The following is a 19,361-nucleotide window of genomic DNA, read 5'->3' on the forward strand; positions in this document are numbered from 1 at the left end:
GCCGCTGTCCCGGTGAAGGATCGGCTTGCGGAACGTGAGCCTCACTCGCAGCGCCCTCTTGCCCGCGTGCTTGGAGGCCGCCACTGAGCTCCGACAGAACCCCGCCATATAGCGGCGCAAGCCACACATGACACCGGGCGGCACACCGAGCAGCCGCCACAAACGACCGATTTAGCCGTTACACGCCCGTGAGTCGGAGCATGACTGAGCCCATTGAGGCCGGAATGGGGGGCGAGGCCACTGTGCCGATTCTGATTCTTTGTCCACACCACCGCGGGGGCCGTTTCAGCGGCCCCCGCGGTGGTGTTGCCGAGGTGTGGACTCAAGCCGCGCGGGGCAACACTCCGCGCAAGACGTCGGTGAGGGTGACGACCCCAGTGAACCGGTTGTCCTGGGTCACTGCGGCCAGCTGGCGGCTGTTGCGGCGCATGGAGGCAAGTGCTTCGTGCAACGGTGTGGTGGAGGGCAGCGTCAGAGCCTGCTGGATAAGCGGCTGGATTGGCGCAGAAGGCTCCATCGTGAGGGTGTCCCGCACGTGGACGACGCCCGGAACGCTCTCAGGGGTATGGTCCGGCTGGACCAGGATACGCAAGTGCCCTGAGCACGCAGCGGCATTCTGGACCGCCTCGACGTCGGCGTCGGGGGCGACCTTGACCGGGTGCTGACCCTGGGGGAGGAGGTCCCCGAGAGTGAGGGTCTGAAGGTCCAGGGCACCGGCCAAGGCTTCATGGTTCTGCCGGTCCAGGGTGCCGGCGGCGGCGGAGTGCTCAACCAGCTGACGAATGGCCGCTGCGTCGTAGCCGCCCACGGCGGCTTGGTCCACGGGGGTGACGCCGCTGAGGGTCACCAGGCGGTTGGCCAGCCGGTTGGCCAGCAGCAGCAGGGGGCGAACGGTCCAGACGAAGGCGCGTGCGGGCACGGCCACGGCTTTGGCTGCGGTCTCGGGGTGGGCAATGGCCCAGGACTTGGGGGCCATCTCCCCGATGACCAGGTGAAGGAAGGTCACGGCCAGCAAGGACAGGACGAAGGAGGCGGTTCCGGCTGCCGCTGCGGGGATGCCCCAGTCCTCCAGGACGGGGCCGAGCCATGCGTCGACGGCCGGCTTGGTGATCGCCCCCAGGGCGAAGGTGCACAAGGTGATGCCCAACTGGGCTGCGGCGAGCATGAGGGTCAGCTCGTCGACTCCCTTGAGAGCGGCCCGCGCGGCGCGGCTGCGTCCTGCCTCGGCCTCTAGCCGGTGCCGGCGGGCGCCCAGCAGGGAGAACTCCATGATGACGAAGATCGCGCTGAGCACGATCAGCGCTGTGGTCACGAGCATGACGATCAGTGGACCGTGCATCATCGCTCCTCGTCCGTGGTGGCGTCGGGCTGGGCCTCGTGGGCGGCATGGCTGCCGGCGGTGTCAGAGCGGGGCACCTCGATGAGGTGGATCCGCAGTCGAGCTGGGACCCTGCGTTGGATGGAGAGGACCTCGACCTGCAGGTGGCGGTCGTAGACCTCCTCAGCCCCGAAGTCTCGTGGGTCCTCGGGCAGGTCGATCGTGATGACCTCGCCTTCCCGGGGCAGACGGCCCAGAGCGTCGATGGTCAGACCGGCGGCGGACTCCGCCTCGGTCACGGGCAGGGGGTGCCCGACGAGGCGCTCGAGCTCGTCCAGGTGGGCCTCTGCGCTCAGGACCCAGGAGTGCAGGCCTGTGGCGGTGATCTCCTCCTGGGGGTGCAGGTCGTGCTCGTCCGTGAGCTCGCCCACGAGCTCCTCCGCGAGGTCTTCCACTGTGAGCACGCCGACGAAGCCGCCGAACTCGTCCACGATGCACGCCATCTGCTGCCCTGAGCCGTCGAGCTCCCGGGCTGCGTCGGGCAGGGACATCATCGTGGGCAGCACCAGTGCAGGGCGCATCAGGGCGGACACGGGGGTGTCCGGGGCCATCCGGGTCTCACCGAGCAGGTCGGTGAGGTGGACTACCCCGAGCGGTTCGTGTTCGTTCGAGATCACCGGGTAGCGGGTGTGGCCGGTGGCCATCAGGTCGCGCACCTGAGCCAGGGAGGTCTGGGGCTGAACCTCGTCCACACGCGAGCGGGGCACCATCGCGTGCTGCACGTCCTGGTCTGGGAAGTCCAGCACCCGGTCGATCAGGACGGAGACCTCCGCGGGCAAGGATCCGGAAGCTCTGGAGTCCAGGGCAATGCGGTCCAGGTCCTCGGCGGAGGCGGTGCTGTCGACGTCGTGCACTGGCTCGATGCGCAGGAGCTTGAGCAGCACCTCGGCCGCTTTGTCGAAGACCCAGATGAGCCAGCCGAACAGGCCGAGGTAGATCTGTGTGGGCCGGGCCAGAGCGCGGGCCAGGGGCTCGGGGTTGGCGATGGCCAAATTCTTGGGGTACAGCTCGCCGATGATCATCTGCACCAGGGTGGCCACCACCAGTACGCCCAGCGTGGAGATGGCGATGACCACTTCAGAAGGCAGTGCGGTGCCGCCGAGCAACTCGGTCAGGGCCGCACCCACCATCGGCTCTGCCACGTAGCCCACCATGAGGCCTGTGACCGTGATCCCCAGCTGCGCGCCGGAGAGCATGAAGGAGGTGCGGCGAGTGACCTGCAGTGCGCGGGCGGCGGCGCGGTCGCCGGCCTTGGCGGCGGTCTGCAGGCGGACGCGGTCTACAGACATGTACGCGAATTCCTGGGCCACGAAGAAGCCGTTGGCGGCGATGATCGCCAGGATGATGAGGGATCCGAGGATCAGTGTCAGGACTGGATCCATGCCTGAGTCACCTCCCCACGAGGTGCAGGCGACCCCGCCAGCTGCGGGGTGGGGTGGGGGTGACGCTCGGACTGTCACCAGGGCAGGCGGCTGGGCCGTCGCTCATGTATTCAGGGGCTCCATAAGGGGTCGAATGAATAATGGCGGCACATTACCACCGGTAACCGGTCGCAGGGCAAGGTTGGGGTGTGGCCTCGCCGCCGACATCGGGCATCTGCCCGCCAGGATGTCCAGCCGGGTATACCCCTTTACACGCCCCGTCCGCCCACGAGAGCATCACGTCAGAAACGGTCCCAAACCGAGCTGTTGGACAGAAGTGTCGGAGGGTCTGAGACGTGGTGGGACAGACCGTCGGGTGCGTGTGAGGCCACCCCCGTGGGAGTCGGCCGACGCCCCGCACCCACGAACGTCGGCTCACGTCAGGGCGAGCATGGCGACGCGCCGAGGGGACGGGCGCCGAAGCCTTCTCCCGATAGAACGAGCACGTGGCGAGCCGGTGGTTGAGGGGGCCCGGCACCAGGTCTGCGACGAAGGCCCATGAGGATCTCCAGCCCCGGAAGCCAGGCTCCAGCGCTGGGCAGCTCGGCACTGCTGGGCAGCCGAGCCATCTCCACGAGCTGCGCATCACCGGGATCCCGCTCCCATTCCATGCCTTCCACCGCATTGCCCGTGGCCACCCGCCAGCGGGAGAGGATCTTCTGCGCTCGCTGCAACCGGGCGCTCACTCGGTGTGCGGGACGGGATGGGTCGCCTTCATCGTGGTGGGTCATGCTCCAGTTCGCGGGTCCGAGCGCGGGGCTCTGCTCCTCGTCCGGGAAGGGGAGGAGGGCCACGACGGCTACCCCCAGATCCTCTCGCCGCATCATTCCTGTTCCCCGTCGGCGACGTGGGCGCGGCCGCGCCGCCCGCCGGTGACCTCCAGGGCCTGGACCCGAGGCCCGGACGCGTGGACAGTCGACGAGATGGATGTGTGCGTCGCGGAAGAGATCTGGTGCGGTGGGCCCGGGCGGGGTTCGGGGCAGTGATCGACCTGGTGGTGTCTCAGGTGTGCAAGGAGCGGTGTCGTCGCTGGGGTCAGAAACGAGCGTGTCGTGCCCACCTGTCGGAGGTCGCCCGGGCCATGCGTGCGGACCGGACGGGCACGTTCAGCCCGTCATCCCCACGTCCACGGCCGCCTCGCGCGCGTGCCCCGATGGGAGTGAAGGAACGTGCAGACATGGGAGGGGGAGGACGCTGAGCGGCCGGCACGTCCCACGTGGGCCCGTAGGTGCAGCGCGTGGCGAAGACCCCGCCGTCCCGTACGTCACAATGACCGACTCCGGTCTGGGCTGGAGGGGCAGGGTCGCTAGGGTGGTCCCGTGAAGACCTTCGACGAGCTGTACGCGGAACTGACGCGCAAGGTGCAGGAGCGCCCCGAGGGCTCCGGCACCGTGGCCCAGATCGACGCCGGCGTCCATGCGATCGGCAAGAAGGTCGTCGAGGAGGCGGCCGAGGTCTGGATGGCCGCCGAGTACGAGTCGGATGAGGCCGCCGCCGAGGAGATCTCGCAGCTGCTGTACCACGTGCAGACCATGATGATCGCCCGCGGCATCAGCCTCGAGGACGTCTACCGCCACCTCTGAGGCCGCCCGTGAGATCCTGACCGAGGCCGGCTACCGGCAACGCCGGGACTCCCGCGAGCTCGTCCTCGTGGACCCCGAGAACAACGTCGAGTTCTTCTACCTGCGTCCCCGGGACATCGCCGTCTACGTCGGCCAGGGCACCCTCGACGTCGGCCTGACCGGCCGCGACCTGTTCTGCGACGCGCAGGTGGGGGACACCGCCGAGGAGATCATGGCGCTCGGCTTCGGCCGCTCCGTGTTCCGTCTCGCCGCCCCCGTCGGCTCCTTCACCTCCGCCGAGCAGCTCGCCGGCAAGCGCATCGCCACGAGCTACGACGGCCTGCTCTCCGACTACCTGGCCCGCACCGGCCTGGACGCCACGGTGGTGCACCTCGACGGCGCCGTGGAGTCCTCCGTCAAGCTCGGCGTGGCGGACGCGATCGCCGACGTCGTGGAGACCGGCAGCACCCTGCGCGCCGCCAGCATGGAGGTCTTCGGCGAGCCCATCCTCGACTCGGAGGCCGTGCTGATCGGCCGCGCGGGGGAGCGCCCCGAGGGCCTCGACGTGTTGCTGCGCCGCCTCAAGGGCGTGCTCGTGGCCCGCCGGTGGGTCATGATCGACTACGACATCCGTCGTGACCTGCTGGAGGCGGCCACCGCGGTCACCCCGGGGCTGGAGTCACCGACGGTCTCCCCGCTGCGGGACGAGACGATGGTCGCCGTGCGCTCCATGGTCCGCAAGCCGGATGCCAACCGCGTCATGGACGAGCTGTACGCCCTGGGCGCCCGCGGCATCCTGATCTCCGCGATCCACGCGATCCGCCTCTGACGGCCCGCGCCGTCCCGCCCGAGCCCCCCGAGACGAAGGAGCCGACGTGAGCCTCGCCGTGCGTGTCATCCCCTGCCTGGACGTGGACGCCGGGCGTGTGGTCAAGGGCGTGAACTTCGAGAACCTGCGCGACGCGGGCGACCCGGTCGAGCTCGCCCGCCGCTACAACGCCGCCGGCGCCGACGAGATCACGTTCCTCGACGTCACCGCCTCCACCTCGGACCGCGCCACGACCTACGACGTCGTGACCCGCACGGCCGAGGAGGTCTTCATCCCGCTGACCGTGGGCGGCGGCGTGCGCGCCGTCGAGGACGTGGACCGGCTGCTGCGCACGGGGGCGGACAAGGTCTCCGTCAACACCGCGGCCGTGGCCCGGCCCGAGATGATCACGGAGATCACCCGCCGCTTCGGGTCCCAGGTCCTCGTGCTCTCCCTCGACGCCCGGCGCACGGAGGACCCGGGCTGCGCCTCCGGCTACGAGGTCACCACCCATGGCGGCCGCCGGGGCACGGGCATCGACGCCGTCGCCTGGTGCCGTGAGGCCTCCGAGCGCGGTGTGGGGGAGATCCTGCTCAACTCGATCGACGCGGACGGCACGCGCGAGGGCTTCGACCTGGAGATGATCCGGGACGTGCGCGCCGTGACGCGCGTGCCGCTGATCGCCTCCGGCGGCGCCGGCGAGCCCGAGCACTTCCCGCCCGCCGTCGCGGCCGGCGCGGACGCGGTGCTCGCCGCCTCCCTGTTCCACTTCGGCCCGGACGACATGCTCGCCCGCGTCAAGGACGCCCTGAGGCAGGCGGGGCACACCGTCCGCTGACCCCGGCGACCACGCCCCGTTCCGGCTCCCTAGACTGGACCTCCATGAGCCTCTCCACGCCCGACGACCTCGTGGCCTCCGTGACCTTCGACGACCGGGGCCTGGTGCCCGCCATCGCCCAGCAGGAGGGCACCGGCGAGGTGCTCATGATGGCGTGGATGAACGAGGAGTCCCTGCGCGCGACGCTCGAGACCGGCTGGGCCACCTACTGGTCCCGCTCGCGCGGCGAGCTGTGGCGCAAGGGGGAGACCTCGGGCCACCTGCAGCGGGTGCGCGCGGTCCACGCGGACTGCGACGGCGACACCCTGCTGCTCACCGTGGACCAGACCGGCCCCGCCTGCCACACGGGCACCCGCACCTGCTTCACCGGCCGCGAGATCGTCATGCCGGCGGCCGCCGTCGACCCCGAGGAGGCCGCCCGATGACCGCCGCCACCACTCCCTCCCGTGCGGAGTTCCTGCGTCTGGCGGACACCGCCCGCGTGATCCCCGTGGTCCGCACGGTGCTGGCGGACGGCCTCACGCCGCTGGCGATCCATCGGCGCCTGGCCGGCTCCCGCCCCGGCACCTTCCTGATGGAGTCCGCCACCCCGGGCGCGGCGTGGTCCCGGTACAGCTTCATCGGGGCCGGCTCATCCGTCACCCTGACCTCGCGGGACGGCGAGGCGCACTGGCAGGGCACCCCGCCCGAGGGGCTGCCCACGCAGGGCCGCGCCCTGGACGTGCTCGCCGCGTGCCTGCGCCTGCTGCGCACGGACGTGCGCGCCGAGGTCGGAGGCGTTCTGCCGCACCTCGTCTCCGGCATGGCCGGCTTCCTGGGCTGGAGCACGGTCCGCGCGTGGGAGCGCCTGCCGCACCCGCCCGAGGACCACCTCGGCCTGCCCGACCTCGCGATGAACCTCGTCACCGACCTGGCCGTGCACGATGCCCTGGACGGCACCGTGACGCTGATCGCCAACGCGGTGAACGGCAACGGCCTGGCCACCGGCGCGGACCGCGCCTACGACGACGCGCTCGCCCGCCTGGATGCCATGGTCGAGCGCCTGGCCGCCCCGGCCGCGGACCCGGTCAGCGACGTCCCGCGCCGCTGGCTCGAGGCGGACGCGGACGGGGTCGCCGCCCAGGCCGAGGACCGGTGGGGTGCCGAAGGCTTCCGCGAGGCCGTCGCGAAGGCCCAGCGGGCGATCCGTGACGGCGAGGTGTTCCAGGCCGTCGTCTCCCGCCGCCTCTCGGTCACCACGGACGCCACCGGTCTGGACGTGTACCGCGTCCTGCGCACGGTGAACCCGAGCCCCTACATGTACCTCTTCTCCTTCGAGACCCCGGACGGGGAGCCGTACGAGATCGTGGGCTCCTCGCCCGAGGCGCTCGTCACCGTGCGGGACCGCCGCGTGGTCACCCATCCGATCGCCGGCTCACGGCGGCGCGGGGCCACCGAGAAGGACGACCGCCTCCTCGGCAAGGACCTGCTGGAGGACGAGAAGGAGCGGGCCGAACACCTCATGCTCGTGGACCTCTCCCGCAACGACCTCTCGCGCGTGTGCCGCCCCGGCACCGTCGAGGTCACCCAGTTCATGGAGCTCGAGGCGTTCAGCCACATCCTCCACCTGGTCTCCCACGTGGAGGGCCGCATGCGCGACGATGTCGACGCGCTCGACGTCCTCCGCGCTGCCTTCCCCGCCGGCACGCTGTCCGGCGCCCCGAAGCCCCGCGCCCTGCAGCTGCTGGACGAGTGGGAGCCGACCGAGCGCGGGCCCTACGGCGGCGTCGTCGGCTACTTCGACCTGGCGGGCAACATGGACATGGCGATCAACATCCGCTCGGCCACGCTGCACCGCGGCCAGGCGCACGTGCAGGCCGGCGCCGGCATCGTCGCCGACTCCGATCCCGACGCCGAGACCGCCGAGACCGTCACCAAGGCGACGGCGCCGCTGCGGTCCGTGCTGACCGCGGGCGAGCTGGGGCAGGCGTGATGCGCCGCCGCACCGTGGTCCTCGCCGCGCTGGCCGCCGGCGGGCTCGTGCTGCTCACGGCGGGCCGCACCTGGGTGACCGCCACGGGCCTGTCCGGCGGGATCGCCTCCGAGGCGACGACGTCGGGCGGCGCCGCCGCGCCCGTCGCCACCGCCATGGCCCTGGTCGTGATGGCCGGTGCCCTCGCCCTGACCACCGCCCGGCGCCTCGGCGCCGTGATCGTCGGCGTGCTCATGGCGCTGGCTGGGGTCGTGATCGCCTCGACCTCGGTCACCGCCGCCCTGGATCCGGCGACGACGGCGGCCGCCGCGGTCGCCGACGCGACCGGGACCACTGCGCTCGCGCAGGACTACGCCGTGACGGCGTGGCCGTGGGTCGCGGCGGCTGGCGGCGTCCTCGCGGCGCTGTGCGGCGTCGTGGCGGCACTGGCGGGCCGTGGCTGGCGTTCGTCCCGGCGCTACGAGAAGGCGCCTGCGGCCTCCGAGCCCGGCCCGGCCGCCGCCGGGGAGCAGCCCGCGCAGTCCGCCCGCGAGGCGGCCCAGCGCCGGCGCGTGGACCAGATGGACGCGTGGGACGAGCTGTCCCGCGGCAACGACCCCACGTGAGTGCCCGTCTCTCGGACCGCCCCGCACCGCCCGGGTCGTCCCGGGTCACGCGGGCCCGGCCCCGTGCCCGCATGGCACAATGAGGGACAGTCGTCATGTACACCACGCACCAGTGAGGGACAGCCATGAGCCACACCGCGAACACCGCGCACACCGAGCCCACCACCCGTCGCGCCGCCCGCCGCGGCGCCGTCGAGGACGTCGTCGTGACCGAGGACGGCCTGGTGCTCAACGACCCGACCCACCTCGAGCTGCCCGGCCACGGCAACTCGCCCGGCGCGTGGGCCATGGTGGCGCTCGTGCTCGTCGGCTTCGTGGCCGGCTGCGTCGGCCTGCTCGCCGACTGGAGCGTCGTCGTCTGGATCGGCGTGGCCCTGATGGCCGTGGGCGTCGTCGTGGGCATCGTCGCCGGCAAGGCCGGCGCGGGTCGCGGCCAGCACGGTCACTGATCCGCGTGTCCGTCCTCCAGGAGATCATCGACGGCGTCCGTGAGGACCTCGAGCCTCGCCGCCGTGCCCTGCCCGAGGCGCGCCTGGCCGAGCTGGTGGCCGCCGCCCCCGCGCCGCGTGACGCCCACGCGGCCCTGCACGGCGGACGCACCGACCCCGCGGGGATCCGGGTGATCTCCGAGGTGAAGCGGGCGAGCCCCTCCAAGGGGGCGCTCGCCGAGATCCCCGAGCCGGCCACCCTGGCCCGCGCGTACGAGCGCGGCGGCGCCAGCGCCGTCTCCGTGCTCACCGAGGCCCGCCGCTTCGGCGGCAGCCTGGCCGACCTGGACGCCGTGCGTGCCGCCGTCGATCTGCCGGTCCTGCGCAAGGACTTCACCGTCACCGAGTACCAGATCCACGAGGCCCGCGCCCACGGGGCCGACCTGGTCCTGCTGATCGTGGCCGCCCTCGACGACGCCGAGCTGGCCGGCTTCCTGCAGCTCACCGAGTCCCTGGGCATGCACGCCCTCGTGGAGGCCCACACGCCCGAGGAGATCGAGCGCGGCGTCGCCGCCGGCGCCCGCATCCTCGGCGTCAATGTGCGCAACCTCAAGACCCTCGACGTCGACCCGGCCCGCTACGCCGCGCTGGCCGACGGGCTGCCCGAGGACGTCGTCCGGGTCGCCGAGTCGGGCGTCGAGTCCGAGGAGCAGATCAAGGCCTACGCCGCCGCGGGCGCCGACGTCGTGCTCGTGGGCGAGGCCCTCGTGCGCCACGGCGCCCCCGAGGAGGCGCTGCGCGCGTTCCGCGCCGCGTCCCTCACCGTCCGCTGACCGAACCAGACCCGAGGAGCGTGGTCGCCATGAGCGCCGACCGTCCGAGCACCGAGCCCGCGATCGAGTTCGAGGGGCCGTATCAGGGTCAGGCCGGGCCCTACTTCGGCGACTACGGGGGGCAGTGGATGCCCGAGTCCCTCATGGCCGCGCTGCAGGAGCTCACCCGCACCTACGAGGAGGCGCGGCAGGACCCCGCCTTCGAGGCCGAGCTGCGGACCCTGTTCCGGGACTACGTGAACCGGCCCTCCCTGCTGAGCGAGGTGCCGCGGTTCGCCGCGGACACCCCCGGCGTGCGCATCTTCCTCAAGCGCGAGGACCTCAACCACACCGGCTCGCACAAGATCAACAACGTGATCGGCCAGGCGCTGCTCGCCCGCCGCATGGGCAAGACGCGTCTGATCGCGGAGACCGGCGCCGGCCAGCACGGCGTGGCCACGGCGACGGCGGCCGCGCTGTTCGGCATGGAGTGCACCGTGTACATGGGGGAGGAGGACACCCGCCGCCAGGCCCTGAACGTGGCCCGCATGCAGATGCTCGGCGCTGAGGTGATCCCCGTGGCGATCGGCGCCCGCACCCTCAAGGACGCGATCAACGAGGCCCTGCGGGACTGGGTCGCCTCCGTGGACACCACGCATTACCTGATGGGCACGGTCACGGGCCCGCACCCGTTCCCCGCCATGGTGCGCTACTTCCACTCCGTGATCGGCGAAGAGGCCCGCGAGCAGATCCTGGCGCAGGCCGGCCGCCTGCCGGATGCCGTCGCGGCGTGCGTGGGCGGCGGGTCCAACGCGATGGGCCTGTTCCACGGCTTCCTCGACGACCCTGGGGTGGAGCTCTACGGCTTCGAGGCCGGCGGCGAGGGCCTCGAGACCGGCCGCCACGCCGCGTCCATCACGCTCGGACGCACCGGCGTGCTGCACGGCGCCCGCACGTACCTGATGCAGGACGAGGACGGGCAGACGATCGACTCCCACTCGATCTCCGCGGGCCTGGACTACCCGGCCGTCGGCCCGGAGCACGCCTTCCTGCACGACACGGGCCGCGCCGTCTACGAGCCGGTCTCGGACACCGAGTGCATGGACGCCTTCCTCCGGCTCACGCGCACCGAGGGCATCACGCCCGCCATCGAGTCGGCCCACGCCCTGGCCGGCGCGCTGCGCCTGGCCCGCCGCTGGGCGGACGAGGGCCTCGTGGGGCCGGACGCCCCGGAGGGTCAGGAGCGGATCATCATCGTGAACCTCTCCGGCCGCGGGGACAAGGACGTCGCCACCGCGGCGGCCTGGTTCGGCCTCGGCACGGCCGCGGAGGAGAAGGACCCGCTCGAGGAGATGACCCCCGGAGAGGAGCAGTGACCGGCATGACCGTGCACTCCAAGACCGCCGCGGCCCTGGATGCCGCGAAGGCGGCCGGCCGCACCGGCCTCGTCGCCTTCCTGCCGGCCGGCTACCCGTCCGTGGACGAGTGCGTCGAGGCCGTCGTCGCCGCCGCGGACAACGGCGCCGATGTCATCGAGCTGGGCCTGCCCTACACGGACCCCGTGATGGACGGCCCCGTGATCCAGGCCGCGACCCAGGCCGCCCTGCAGGCGGGTTTCCACGTGGCCGACGTCTTCGACATCATCCGACGGGTGACCCAGCGCACTGACGCCGCGGTGCTGGTGATGACGTACTGGAACCTCGTGGACCGCATGGGCGTCGACGAGTTCGCGCGCCGCCTCGCCGAGGCCGGGGGCGCCGGTCTCGTCACCCCTGACCTCGTGCCCGAGGAGGCCGGCGCCTGGATGGAGGCCTCGGACCGTCACGGCCTGGACCGCGTGTTCCTCACCGCGCCCTCGTCCACGGACGAGCGGGTGCGCCTCACCGTCGACTCCTCCCGCGGCTTCGTGTACGCGGTGTCGGTCATGGGCGTCACCGGCACCCGCGACGCGGTGTCCACCGTCGCCGAGACCGTGGTCCGCCGGGCCCAGGATGCCGGGGCGGAGCACGTGTGCGTCGGCCTCGGCGTCTCCCAGGCGGCGCACGTCCGCGAGATCGGCGCCTACGCCGACGGCGCGATCGTCGGCACGGCCCTGGTGCGCGCGCTGACGGACGGCGGGCCGCAGGCCGTGGGCACGCTGACCCGCGAGCTCGCGGCCGGCACGGTCCGAGAGGGCTGAGGGTGACCGCCGCCCTGGCCCCGCTCGCCGCCTTCCCCGCCCCCGGGTGGGACGGGTTCCAGCTGGGCCCGGTGAAGATCCACGCGTACGCGCTGTGCATCATCCTGGGCATCGTCCTGGCCCTGTGGCTCGCCGAGCGCCGGTGGCGCGCCCGCGGCGGCCCCGAGGACCGCGTGCTCGACATCGCCCTGTGGGCCATCCCGTTCGGCTTCGTGGGCGGGCGGCTCTACCACGTGTTCTCCTCACCGGACCGGTACTTCGGGCCCGGCTTCGACGGCACGGGCGACCCGATCCAGATCCTGTACGTGTGGAACGGCGGACTCGGTATCTGGGGCGCGATCGCCCTCGGCGCCGTGGGCGCGTGGATCGCGTGCCGCCGCTACGGGCTGCGGCTGACGGCCTTCGGCGACGTCGTCGCGCCGGGCATCCTGCTGGCCCAGGCCATCGGCCGGTGGGGCAACTGGTTCAACCAGGAGCTCTTCGGCGGCCCGACGACCCTGCCCTGGGGGCTCGAGGTCGACCCGGCCAGCCCGAACTTCCCGGCCGGCTACGCCCCGGACACGCTGTTCCACCCCACGTTCCTCTACGAGTGCCTGTGGAACCTGGCCGGGGTCGCGCTGCTGCTCCTCGTGGACCGCGCGCTGCACCTGCGCCACGGCCTCATGCTGTGGTCCTACGTCGCCTGGTACACCGCGGGCCGCACGTGGATCGAGATGCTGCGCATCGACGACGCCGAGATGGTCACGCTCTTCGGCGTCACCCAGCGGCTCAACGTGTGGACGTCCCTGCTGGTGTTCGTCATCGCCCTCGCGTTCATCGTCGGGATCCTGCTGCGCCATCGCGGCGCGGCCGCCGGCCCCCACGCCCACCAGAGCGTGTGGCGCGCCGGGCACGCCCCCGAGGGCGACGACGGCGCCGCCGTCGCCGCGGGCCGCTCCGGGTCCCACGCCGTGGGCGCGGCGGAGGACGACGCCGTCCGGCGCTGACCCGCTCCCCGGCGCGCCCGCGAGGGGCGCCCGGGGCCCCGGTGTCCCACATGGTGGACATTCGGCGTGTCACAGAACGTCCGGTTCCGCACAGTGGGACGTCGCGCCCGGTAGCGTCTCTTCCACCTCGGGGCCGTCGGCCCCGAGCGTCGGGGCCAGCGCCGTCCCCGTCCGAGCCCCTGCTCTCCGGAAAGGACGGCACCATGCCCGTGGCATCCTCGCCCGCCTCGGCCCCCCGCGCGGGGGGACCGGTGGATCCCTTCGTCCGCTATGCGGACGTCCCCGCCGCCCAGGGCCTCTACGACCCGTCCCGGGAGACCGAGAACTGCGGCCTCGCCGTCATCGCCACCCTGCGGGGCACCCCGGGCCACGACATCGTCCAGCACGCGCTGACCGCCCTGCGCGCGCTCGAGCACCGCGGGGCGGTGGGCGCCGACGAGGGCACCGGCGACGGCGCCGGCCTGCTGACCCAGATCCCCGACGAGCTGTTCCGTGCCGTCGTCGACGCCGAGCTGCCCCCCGTGGGCGAGTACGTCGCCGGCACCGCCTTCCTGCCGCCCGTCGACGGCGAGCGCGCCGAGGCGAAGGAGGCCGTCGAGCGGCTGGCCGAGGAGGAGGGGCTGCAGGTCCTGGCGTGGCGCGAGGTGCCCACCGACCCCTCGGCCCTGGGCGTCGGCTCCCGGGCGGCCATGCCCGCGTTCGAGCAGCTGTTCCTGTCCCTGGCGGACGGTCAGGACGGCACCGAGCCGGGGCAGTCGCTGGACGTGCGGGCGTGGCGGGTGCGCCGCCGCGCCCAGTCCCGCGCCGGCGTCTATTTCCCCTCGCTCTCGTCCCAGACGATCGTCTACAAGGGCATGCTGACGACGGCCCAGCTGGAGCCGTTCTACCCGGACCTCTCCGACGAGCGGTTCACCACCCGGCTGGGCGTGGTCCACTCGCGGTTCTCCACCAACACGTTCCCCTCGTGGCCGCTGGCCCAGCCGTTCCGCACCATCGCGCACAACGGCGAGATCAACACGGTCAAGGGCAACCGCAACTGGATGCGCGCCCGTCAGGGCCAGCTCAAGCACCCGATGCTCGGCGAGGTCCCCGAGGACCTGTTCCCGCTGATCAGCCCCATCGGCTCGGACTCGGCCTCCTTCGACGAGGTCGCGGAGCTGCTCATGCTCTCCGGGCGCCCGCTCACCCAGGCGATCATGATGATGATCCCGGAGGCGTGGGAGAACCACGCGACCATGGACCCGGCCCGCCGCGCCTTCTACCAGTACCACTCCATGCTCATGGAGCCCTGGGACGGACCGGCCGCCGTCGCCTTCTCCGACGGCACCCAGGTGGGCGCCGTGCTGGACCGCAACGGCCTGCGCCCCGCCCGCTGGTGGGTCACCGACGACGGCCTCGTCGTCCTGGCCTCCGAGGTCGGCGTCGTGCCGATCGAGCCCTCGGCGGTGGTGCGCAAGGGGCGCGTGGCCCCGGGGCGCATGTTCCTCGTGGACACCGAGCAGGGCCGGATCATCGGCGACGACGAGATCAAGGCCGAGGTCGCCTCCGCCCAGCCGTGGGAGGACTGGGTGCGCCAGAACCTCCTGGACCTGGAGTCGCTCCCCGAGCGCGAGCACGTCCGCCACACCTCCGAGTCGATCCTGCAGCGTCAGCGCATCTTCGGGTACACCTCGGAGGAGCTGCGCATCCTCGTCGGGCCGATGGCCCAGACGGGCGCCGAGCCGCTCGGTGCGATGGGCACGGACACGCCCATCGCCGTCCTCGCCAAGCGGCCCCGGCTGCTCTTCGACTACTTCGTGCAGTCCTTCGCCCAGGTGACGAACCCGCCGCTCGACGCGATCCGCGAGGAGCAGGTGACCTCGATGCGCACCGCGATCGGCCCGCAGGGCAACGTGCTCTCCCTCGAGCAGGTGCGCACCCGCCAGGTCGACGTCCCGTTCCCCGTGATCGACAACGACCAGCTGGCCCGCATCCAGCACCTGCGCGACGCCGACGGCACCCGCCTGACCCTCAAGGTGAACGGCGTGTACCGGGTGGCCGGAGGCGTCGAGGAGCTCCGCGCCCAGCTGAAGGCGATCTGCGAGCAGGTCTCGGCCGCCGTCAACCGCGGCGTGGAGTACGTGGTGCTGTCCGACCGCGGCGCCACCGCCCAGTGGGCGCCGATCCCGTCCCTGCTGCTGACCTCCGCCGTGCACCACCACCTGCTGGCCTCGGCCAACCGCACCAAGAGCTCGCTGATCGTCGAGGCGGGCGACGTGCGCGAGGTCCACCATGTGGCCGTCCTGCTCGGCTACGGGGCCTCCGCGGTCAACCCGTACCTGGCCATGGAGTCCGCCGAGGAGCTCGTGCGCACGGGAGAGGTCTCGGGCGTCACCGCCGAGCAGGCCGTGGCGAACCTGATCAAGGCGCTCGGCAAGGGCGTCCAGAAGATCATGTCCAAAATGGGCATCTCCACGGTCGCCTCCTACACCGGCGCCCAGACGTTCGAGGCGCTCGGCCTGTCCCGGCGCTTCGTGGACCGCTACTTCGTGGGCACCACGAGCCCGCTCGACGGCGTGGGCATCGACGTCGTCGCCGCCGAGATCCAGGCGCGCCACGAGTTCGCGTATCCGCCGGACGGCAACGACATCAACCCGTACCGCGAGCTCGAGGTGGGCGGCGAGTACCAGTGGCGGCGCGAGGGCGCGCCGCACCTGTTCAACCCCGAGACCGTGTTCCGCCTCCAGCACTCCACGCGGGAGCGGCGCTACGACGTCTTCAAGGACTACACGCGTCGCGTGGACGACCAGGCGGAGGAGCTCATGACCCTGCGCGGGCTCATGCGCCTGCGTACGGGCGAGCGGCCGCCGGTGCCCGTCTCCGAGGTGGAGCCCGTCGAGTCGATCGTGCGCCGCTTCTCCACCGGCGCGATGTCCTACGGCTCCATCTCGCAGGAGGCGCACGAGACCCTCGCGATCGCCATGAACCGCCTCGGCGCCCGCTCGAACTCGGGCGAGGGCGGCGAGGACCCCGAGCGCCTGCTGGACCCGGAGCGCCGCTCGAAGATCAAGCAGATCGCCTCGGGCCGGTTCGGCGTCACCAGCCTGTACCTGGCCACCGCGACCGACCTGCAGATCAAGATGGCCCAGGGCGCCAAACCCGGCGAGGGCGGCCAGCTGATGGGGACCAAGGTGTACCCGTGGGTCGCCCGCACGCGGCACTCGACCCCGGGCGTCTCCCTGGTGTCCCCGCCGCCGCACCACGACATCTACTCGATCGAGGACCTGGCGCAGCTGATCCACGACCTCAAGCGGGCCAACCCGACCGCGCGGGTCCACGTCAAGCTCGTCTCCGAGTCCGGCGTGGGCACGGTGGCCGCGGGCGTCGCCAAGGCGCGCGCCGACGTCGTGCTCATCTCCGGCCACGACGGCGGAACGGGCGCTTCCCCGCTGAACTCCCTCAAGCACGCGGGCACCCCGTGGGAGATCGGCCTGGCCGAGGCGCAGCAGACGCTCATGCTCAACGGCCTGCGCGAGCGCGTCACCGTCCAGGTGGACGGGCAGCTCAAGACCGGCCGGGACGTCGTGATCGCCGCACTGCTCGGGGCCGAGGAGTTCGGCTTCGCGACCGCCCCGCTCGTGGTCTCCGGCTGCATCATGATGCGCGTGTGCCACCTGGACACGTGCCCCGTGGGCGTGGCCACCCAGAACCCCGAGCTGCGCGCGCGCTTCACGGGCAAGCCCGAGTTCGTCGTCAACTTCTTCGAGTTCATCGCGCAGGAGGTCCGCGAGCTGCTCTCGCAGCTGGGCTTCCGCACGCTCGACGAGGCGATCGGCCACCGCGAGCTGCTCGACGTGGACGCGGCCCTGCACCACTGGAAGTCCGAGGGCCTGGACCTCTCGGGCATCCTCGCGGACCCCTCCGTCGGCCGGCGTCCGGGCCACGAGGACGCGCCCATGCGCCGCACCACCGAGCAGGACCACGACCTCGCCTCCCACATCGACCACCGGTTCATCGCCCGGCTGGGGGACACGCTCACGACGGGCACGCCCGTCGTGATGGACGAGGCCGTCGTGAACACGGACCGGTCCGTGGGCACGCTGCTGGGCTACCACGTCACGAGCACGCGGCTCGCCGACGAGCTGGACGACGACACGATCACCGTGCGCCTGACGGGCGAGGCCGGCCAGTCCCTCGGCGCCTTCCTGCCCGCCGGCGTCACCCTGCGGCTCTCGGGCGACGCCAACGACTACGTCGGCAAGGGCCTGTCGGGGGGACGCGTGATCGTCCGCCCCGACGCCGAGGCCCCGTTCGTGGCCGAGGAGAACACCGTGGCCGGCAACGTGATCGGCTACGGCGCCACCTCGGGCCAGCTGTTCCTGCGCGGCCGCGTGGGGGAGCGGTTCCTCGTGCGCAACTCCGGCGCCACCGCGGTGGCCGAGGGCATCGGCGACCACGGCCTGGAGTACATGACCGGCGGTGAGGCGCTGATCCTCGGCGAGACCGGCCGCAACCTCGCCGCCGGCATGTCCGGCGGGCGGGCCTGGGTGCTGGACCTGGACCGGGAGGACCTGAACCCACTCGCCGTCCGCGAGGACGCCCTGATCCTCGAGGCGCCGTCCGCGCAGGACCGGCTGCGGATCGCCGAGCTGCTGGAGCTGCACCGCGCGGAGACGGGCTCCGCCGTCGCCGCCGCGCTGCTCGCCGACCTGCGGGCCGGCGGGGACGCCGCCGACGCCGCGTGGGACCGCTTCACGACCGTCCTGCCCCGGCAGTACGACCTCGTGCTGCGCACCCGTCAGGCCGCGACGGCCGAGGGACTCGACCCGGACGGGGAGGCCGTCTGGGACCGACTGCTGGAGGTGACCCGTGGCTGATCCGCGCGGATTCCTGAAGAACCGGGAGCGCGTCGAGCGCCCCACGCGTCCGGTGCCGGTGCGCATCATGGACTTCAAGGACGTGTACGTCCGCCAGGACGAGGCGATCGTGCGCACCCAGGCCGGCCGGTGCATGGACTGCGGCATCCCGTTCTGCCACTCCGGGTGCCCGCTGGGCAACCTCATCCCGGAGTGGAACGACCTGGTCCGGCGGGGACGCTGGGCCGAGGCCGCCGCGCGACTGCACTCGACCAACAACTTCCCCGAGGTCACCGGGCGGATCTGCCCCGCCCCGTGCGAGGACTCCTGCACCCTGGGCATCAACCAGCCCGCGGTCACCATCAAGCAGACCGAGGTGGCGATCGCGGAGCAGATCTTCGACAACGACTGGCTCGAGCCGGTCGTGCCGGCCCGCCTGAACGGCCACACCGTGGCCGTCGTCGGCTCGGGCCCGGCGGGACTGGCCGCGGCGCAGCAGCTCACCCGCGCCGGCTTCACCGTGGTGGTCTACGAGCGCGACGAGCGCCTCGGCGGCCTGCTGCGGCTGGGCATCCCGGACTTCAAGCTGGAGAAGGACGTCCTGGACCGGCGCCTGGCGCAGATGGAGGCCGAGGGCACCCGGTTCCGCACCGGCGTGGAGATCGGCGTCGACCTGCCCTGGGACCAGCTCAAGGCCCGCTTCGACGCCGTGATCGTGGCGACCGGCGCCCCCGTGGCCCGCGAGCTGCCCGTCCCCGGCCGCGGCCTCGACGGGATCCACCTCGCCATGGACTACCTCGTGCAGTCCAACCGCGCGGTCGCCGGCGACGAGGTCCCGGACCAGATCTCCGCCGAGGGGCGCCACGTGGTGATCCTCGGCGGCGGCGACACGGGCGCGGACTGCATCGGCACCGCGCACCGCCAGGGGGCGGCGTCCGTGACGACGCTGGCGATCGGCCAGCAGCTGCCGGTCGAGCGCCCCGTCCACCAGCCGTGGCCCACGATCCCCAAGGTCCACCAGCAGACCACGGCCGACGCCGAGGGCGGCGCCCGCGCGCACCTTGCCTCCACGGTCGAGTTCCTCGGCGACGAGCACGGCCGCGTGCGCGCCCTGCGCGTGGCGGAGACCGAGTACCGCGAGGACGGCACGCGCGGGCCCAAGGCGGGCACCGAGCGCGAGGTCCAGGCGGACCTGGTGCTGCTGGCGCTGGGCTTCACCGGCATCGAGGAGGGGCTGCTCACGCAGCAGCTCGGCGTGCACGTGACACGCGGGCTCGTGGCCCGGAAGGACGGGTACGAGACCGACGAGCCGGGCGTGTTCGCGTGCGGCGACGCCGGGCGCGGCGCCTCCCTGGTGGTCTGGGCCATCGCCGAGGGGCGTGCGTGCGCGCAGGAGGTCGACGAGTCGCTCGAGCGCTGGTCCCGACTGCCGCACCCCGTGGACCCGGACGACCGCGGCCTCGTCCTCGGCTGAGTCCTCCGTCTCATCTTCCGACGCCACGCGGGCCCGCCCTCCACCGAGGGCGGGCCCGCCCCC

Annotated in this window: 15 protein-coding genes; 13 read left to right on the plus strand and 2 right to left on the minus strand. The window is 72.5% G+C overall.

Annotated elements, in window-relative coordinates:
• Positions 1–322: 322 nt before the first annotated feature.
• Together J1M37_RS08660 and J1M37_RS08665 are read right to left on the minus strand one after the other, a co-directional pair.
• Entirely contained in the window at positions 323–1,339 is a 1,017-nt protein-coding gene (locus J1M37_RS08660; protein WP_036337237.1) for a CNNM domain-containing protein, read from the minus strand.
• The gene (locus tag J1M37_RS08665; RefSeq protein WP_036337238.1) at positions 1,339–2,760 is read right to left on the minus strand and encodes a hemolysin family protein; all 1,422 of its coding nucleotides are present in this window, start codon (positions 2,758–2,760) and stop codon (positions 1,339–1,341) included. Before J1M37_RS08665 ends, J1M37_RS08660 begins: the two co-directional genes overlap by 1 nt.
• 1,358 nt (positions 2,761–4,118) lie before the next feature.
• On the opposite strand from J1M37_RS08665, the gene J1M37_RS08670 reads away from it, so the two are divergent.
• The 13 genes from J1M37_RS08670 to J1M37_RS08730 all read left to right on the plus strand — a co-directional run bounded on the left by J1M37_RS08670 (position 4,119) and on the right by J1M37_RS08730 (position 19,298).
• The gene (locus J1M37_RS08670) at positions 4,119–4,382 is read left to right on the plus strand and encodes a phosphoribosyl-ATP diphosphatase (protein WP_010078767.1); all 264 of its coding nucleotides are present in this window, start codon (positions 4,119–4,121) and stop codon (positions 4,380–4,382) included.
• Between the two features lie 13 nt (positions 4,383–4,395).
• Positions 4,396–5,190: an ATP phosphoribosyltransferase gene (hisG, locus tag J1M37_RS08675; protein WP_206452475.1), complete on the plus strand. Its 795-nt coding sequence runs from the start codon at positions 4,396–4,398 to the stop codon at positions 5,188–5,190.
• Between the two features lie 46 nt (positions 5,191–5,236).
• Positions 5,237–6,007, plus strand: coding sequence for an imidazole glycerol phosphate synthase subunit HisF (gene hisF / locus J1M37_RS08680; protein ID WP_206452444.1), 771 nt, complete (start codon positions 5,237–5,239; stop codon positions 6,005–6,007).
• Between the two features lie 44 nt (positions 6,008–6,051).
• On the plus strand, positions 6,052–6,432 hold the full coding sequence (gene hisI, locus J1M37_RS08685) for a phosphoribosyl-AMP cyclohydrolase (RefSeq protein ID WP_206452445.1): 381 nt from the start codon (positions 6,052–6,054) through the stop codon (positions 6,430–6,432).
• Positions 6,429–7,979 (plus strand): chorismate-binding protein, encoded by a 1,551-nt coding sequence (locus J1M37_RS08690; RefSeq protein WP_206452446.1) that lies wholly within the window; start codon positions 6,429–6,431, stop codon positions 7,977–7,979. Before hisI ends, J1M37_RS08690 begins: the two co-directional genes overlap by 4 nt.
• On the plus strand, positions 7,979–8,584 hold the full coding sequence (locus J1M37_RS08695; protein WP_044658968.1) for a Trp biosynthesis-associated membrane protein: 606 nt from the start codon (positions 7,979–7,981) through the stop codon (positions 8,582–8,584). The genes J1M37_RS08690 and J1M37_RS08695 overlap by 1 nt, the downstream gene beginning before the upstream one ends.
• 125 nt (positions 8,585–8,709) lie before the next feature.
• Complete coding sequence (locus tag J1M37_RS08700) at positions 8,710–9,033, plus strand: HGxxPAAW family protein (protein ID WP_036338645.1); 324 nt, start codon at positions 8,710–8,712, stop codon at positions 9,031–9,033.
• Between the two features lie 5 nt (positions 9,034–9,038).
• A complete protein-coding gene (gene trpC / locus J1M37_RS08705; protein WP_049146874.1) occupies positions 9,039–9,845 on the plus strand; it encodes an indole-3-glycerol phosphate synthase TrpC in 807 nt (268 codons plus the stop codon).
• A 29-nt stretch (positions 9,846–9,874) separates the two neighbouring features.
• Positions 9,875–11,200 carry a tryptophan synthase subunit beta gene (gene trpB, locus J1M37_RS08710; protein WP_206452447.1) on the plus strand — a complete coding sequence of 442 codons (1,326 nt, stop codon included), beginning with the start codon at positions 9,875–9,877 and terminating at the stop codon, positions 11,198–11,200.
• Entirely contained in the window at positions 11,197–12,003 is an 807-nt protein-coding gene (gene trpA, locus J1M37_RS08715) for a tryptophan synthase subunit alpha (protein WP_049147612.1), read from the plus strand. Before trpB ends, trpA begins: the two co-directional genes overlap by 4 nt.
• A gap of 2 nt (positions 12,004–12,005) precedes the next feature.
• On the plus strand, positions 12,006–12,989 hold the full coding sequence (lgt, locus tag J1M37_RS08720; RefSeq protein WP_010078757.1) for a prolipoprotein diacylglyceryl transferase: 984 nt from the start codon (positions 12,006–12,008) through the stop codon (positions 12,987–12,989).
• 203 nt (positions 12,990–13,192) lie between these two features.
• Positions 13,193–17,845: a glutamate synthase large subunit gene (gene gltB, locus J1M37_RS08725; protein WP_049147614.1), complete on the plus strand. Its 4,653-nt coding sequence runs from the start codon at positions 13,193–13,195 to the stop codon at positions 17,843–17,845.
• Positions 17,838–19,298, plus strand: a complete 1,461-nt coding sequence (locus J1M37_RS08730; RefSeq protein ID WP_049147616.1) for a glutamate synthase subunit beta — start codon at positions 17,838–17,840, stop codon at positions 19,296–19,298. The genes gltB and J1M37_RS08730 overlap by 8 nt, the downstream gene beginning before the upstream one ends.
• Positions 19,299–19,361 lie beyond the last annotated feature (63 nt).

The organism is Micrococcus sp. KRD012, from assembly GCF_017168555.1.
GTDB classification, from domain to species: Bacteria; Actinomycetota; Actinomycetes; order Actinomycetales; family Micrococcaceae; genus Micrococcus; species Micrococcus luteus.

Coding starts and splice junctions, on each gene's coding strand:
- J1M37_RS08700 (WP_036338645.1), top strand. CDS start 8,710: ATGAGCCACACCGCGAACACCGCGCACACCGAGCCCACCACCCGTCGC.
- J1M37_RS08695 (WP_044658968.1), top strand. CDS start 7,979: ATGCGCCGCCGCACCGTGGTCCTCGCCGCGCTGGCCGCCGGCGGGCTC.
- hisI (WP_206452445.1), top strand. CDS start 6,052: ATGAGCCTCTCCACGCCCGACGACCTCGTGGCCTCCGTGACCTTCGAC.
- J1M37_RS08690 (WP_206452446.1), top strand. CDS start 6,429: ATGACCGCCGCCACCACTCCCTCCCGTGCGGAGTTCCTGCGTCTGGCG.
- J1M37_RS08665 (WP_036337238.1), bottom strand. CDS start 2,760: ATGGATCCAGTCCTGACACTGATCCTCGGATCCCTCATCATCCTGGCG.
- J1M37_RS08660 (WP_036337237.1), bottom strand. CDS start 1,339: ATGCACGGTCCACTGATCGTCATGCTCGTGACCACAGCGCTGATCGTG.
- trpB (WP_206452447.1), top strand. CDS start 9,875: ATGAGCGCCGACCGTCCGAGCACCGAGCCCGCGATCGAGTTCGAGGGG.
- gltB (WP_049147614.1), top strand. CDS start 13,193: ATGCCCGTGGCATCCTCGCCCGCCTCGGCCCCCCGCGCGGGGGGACCG.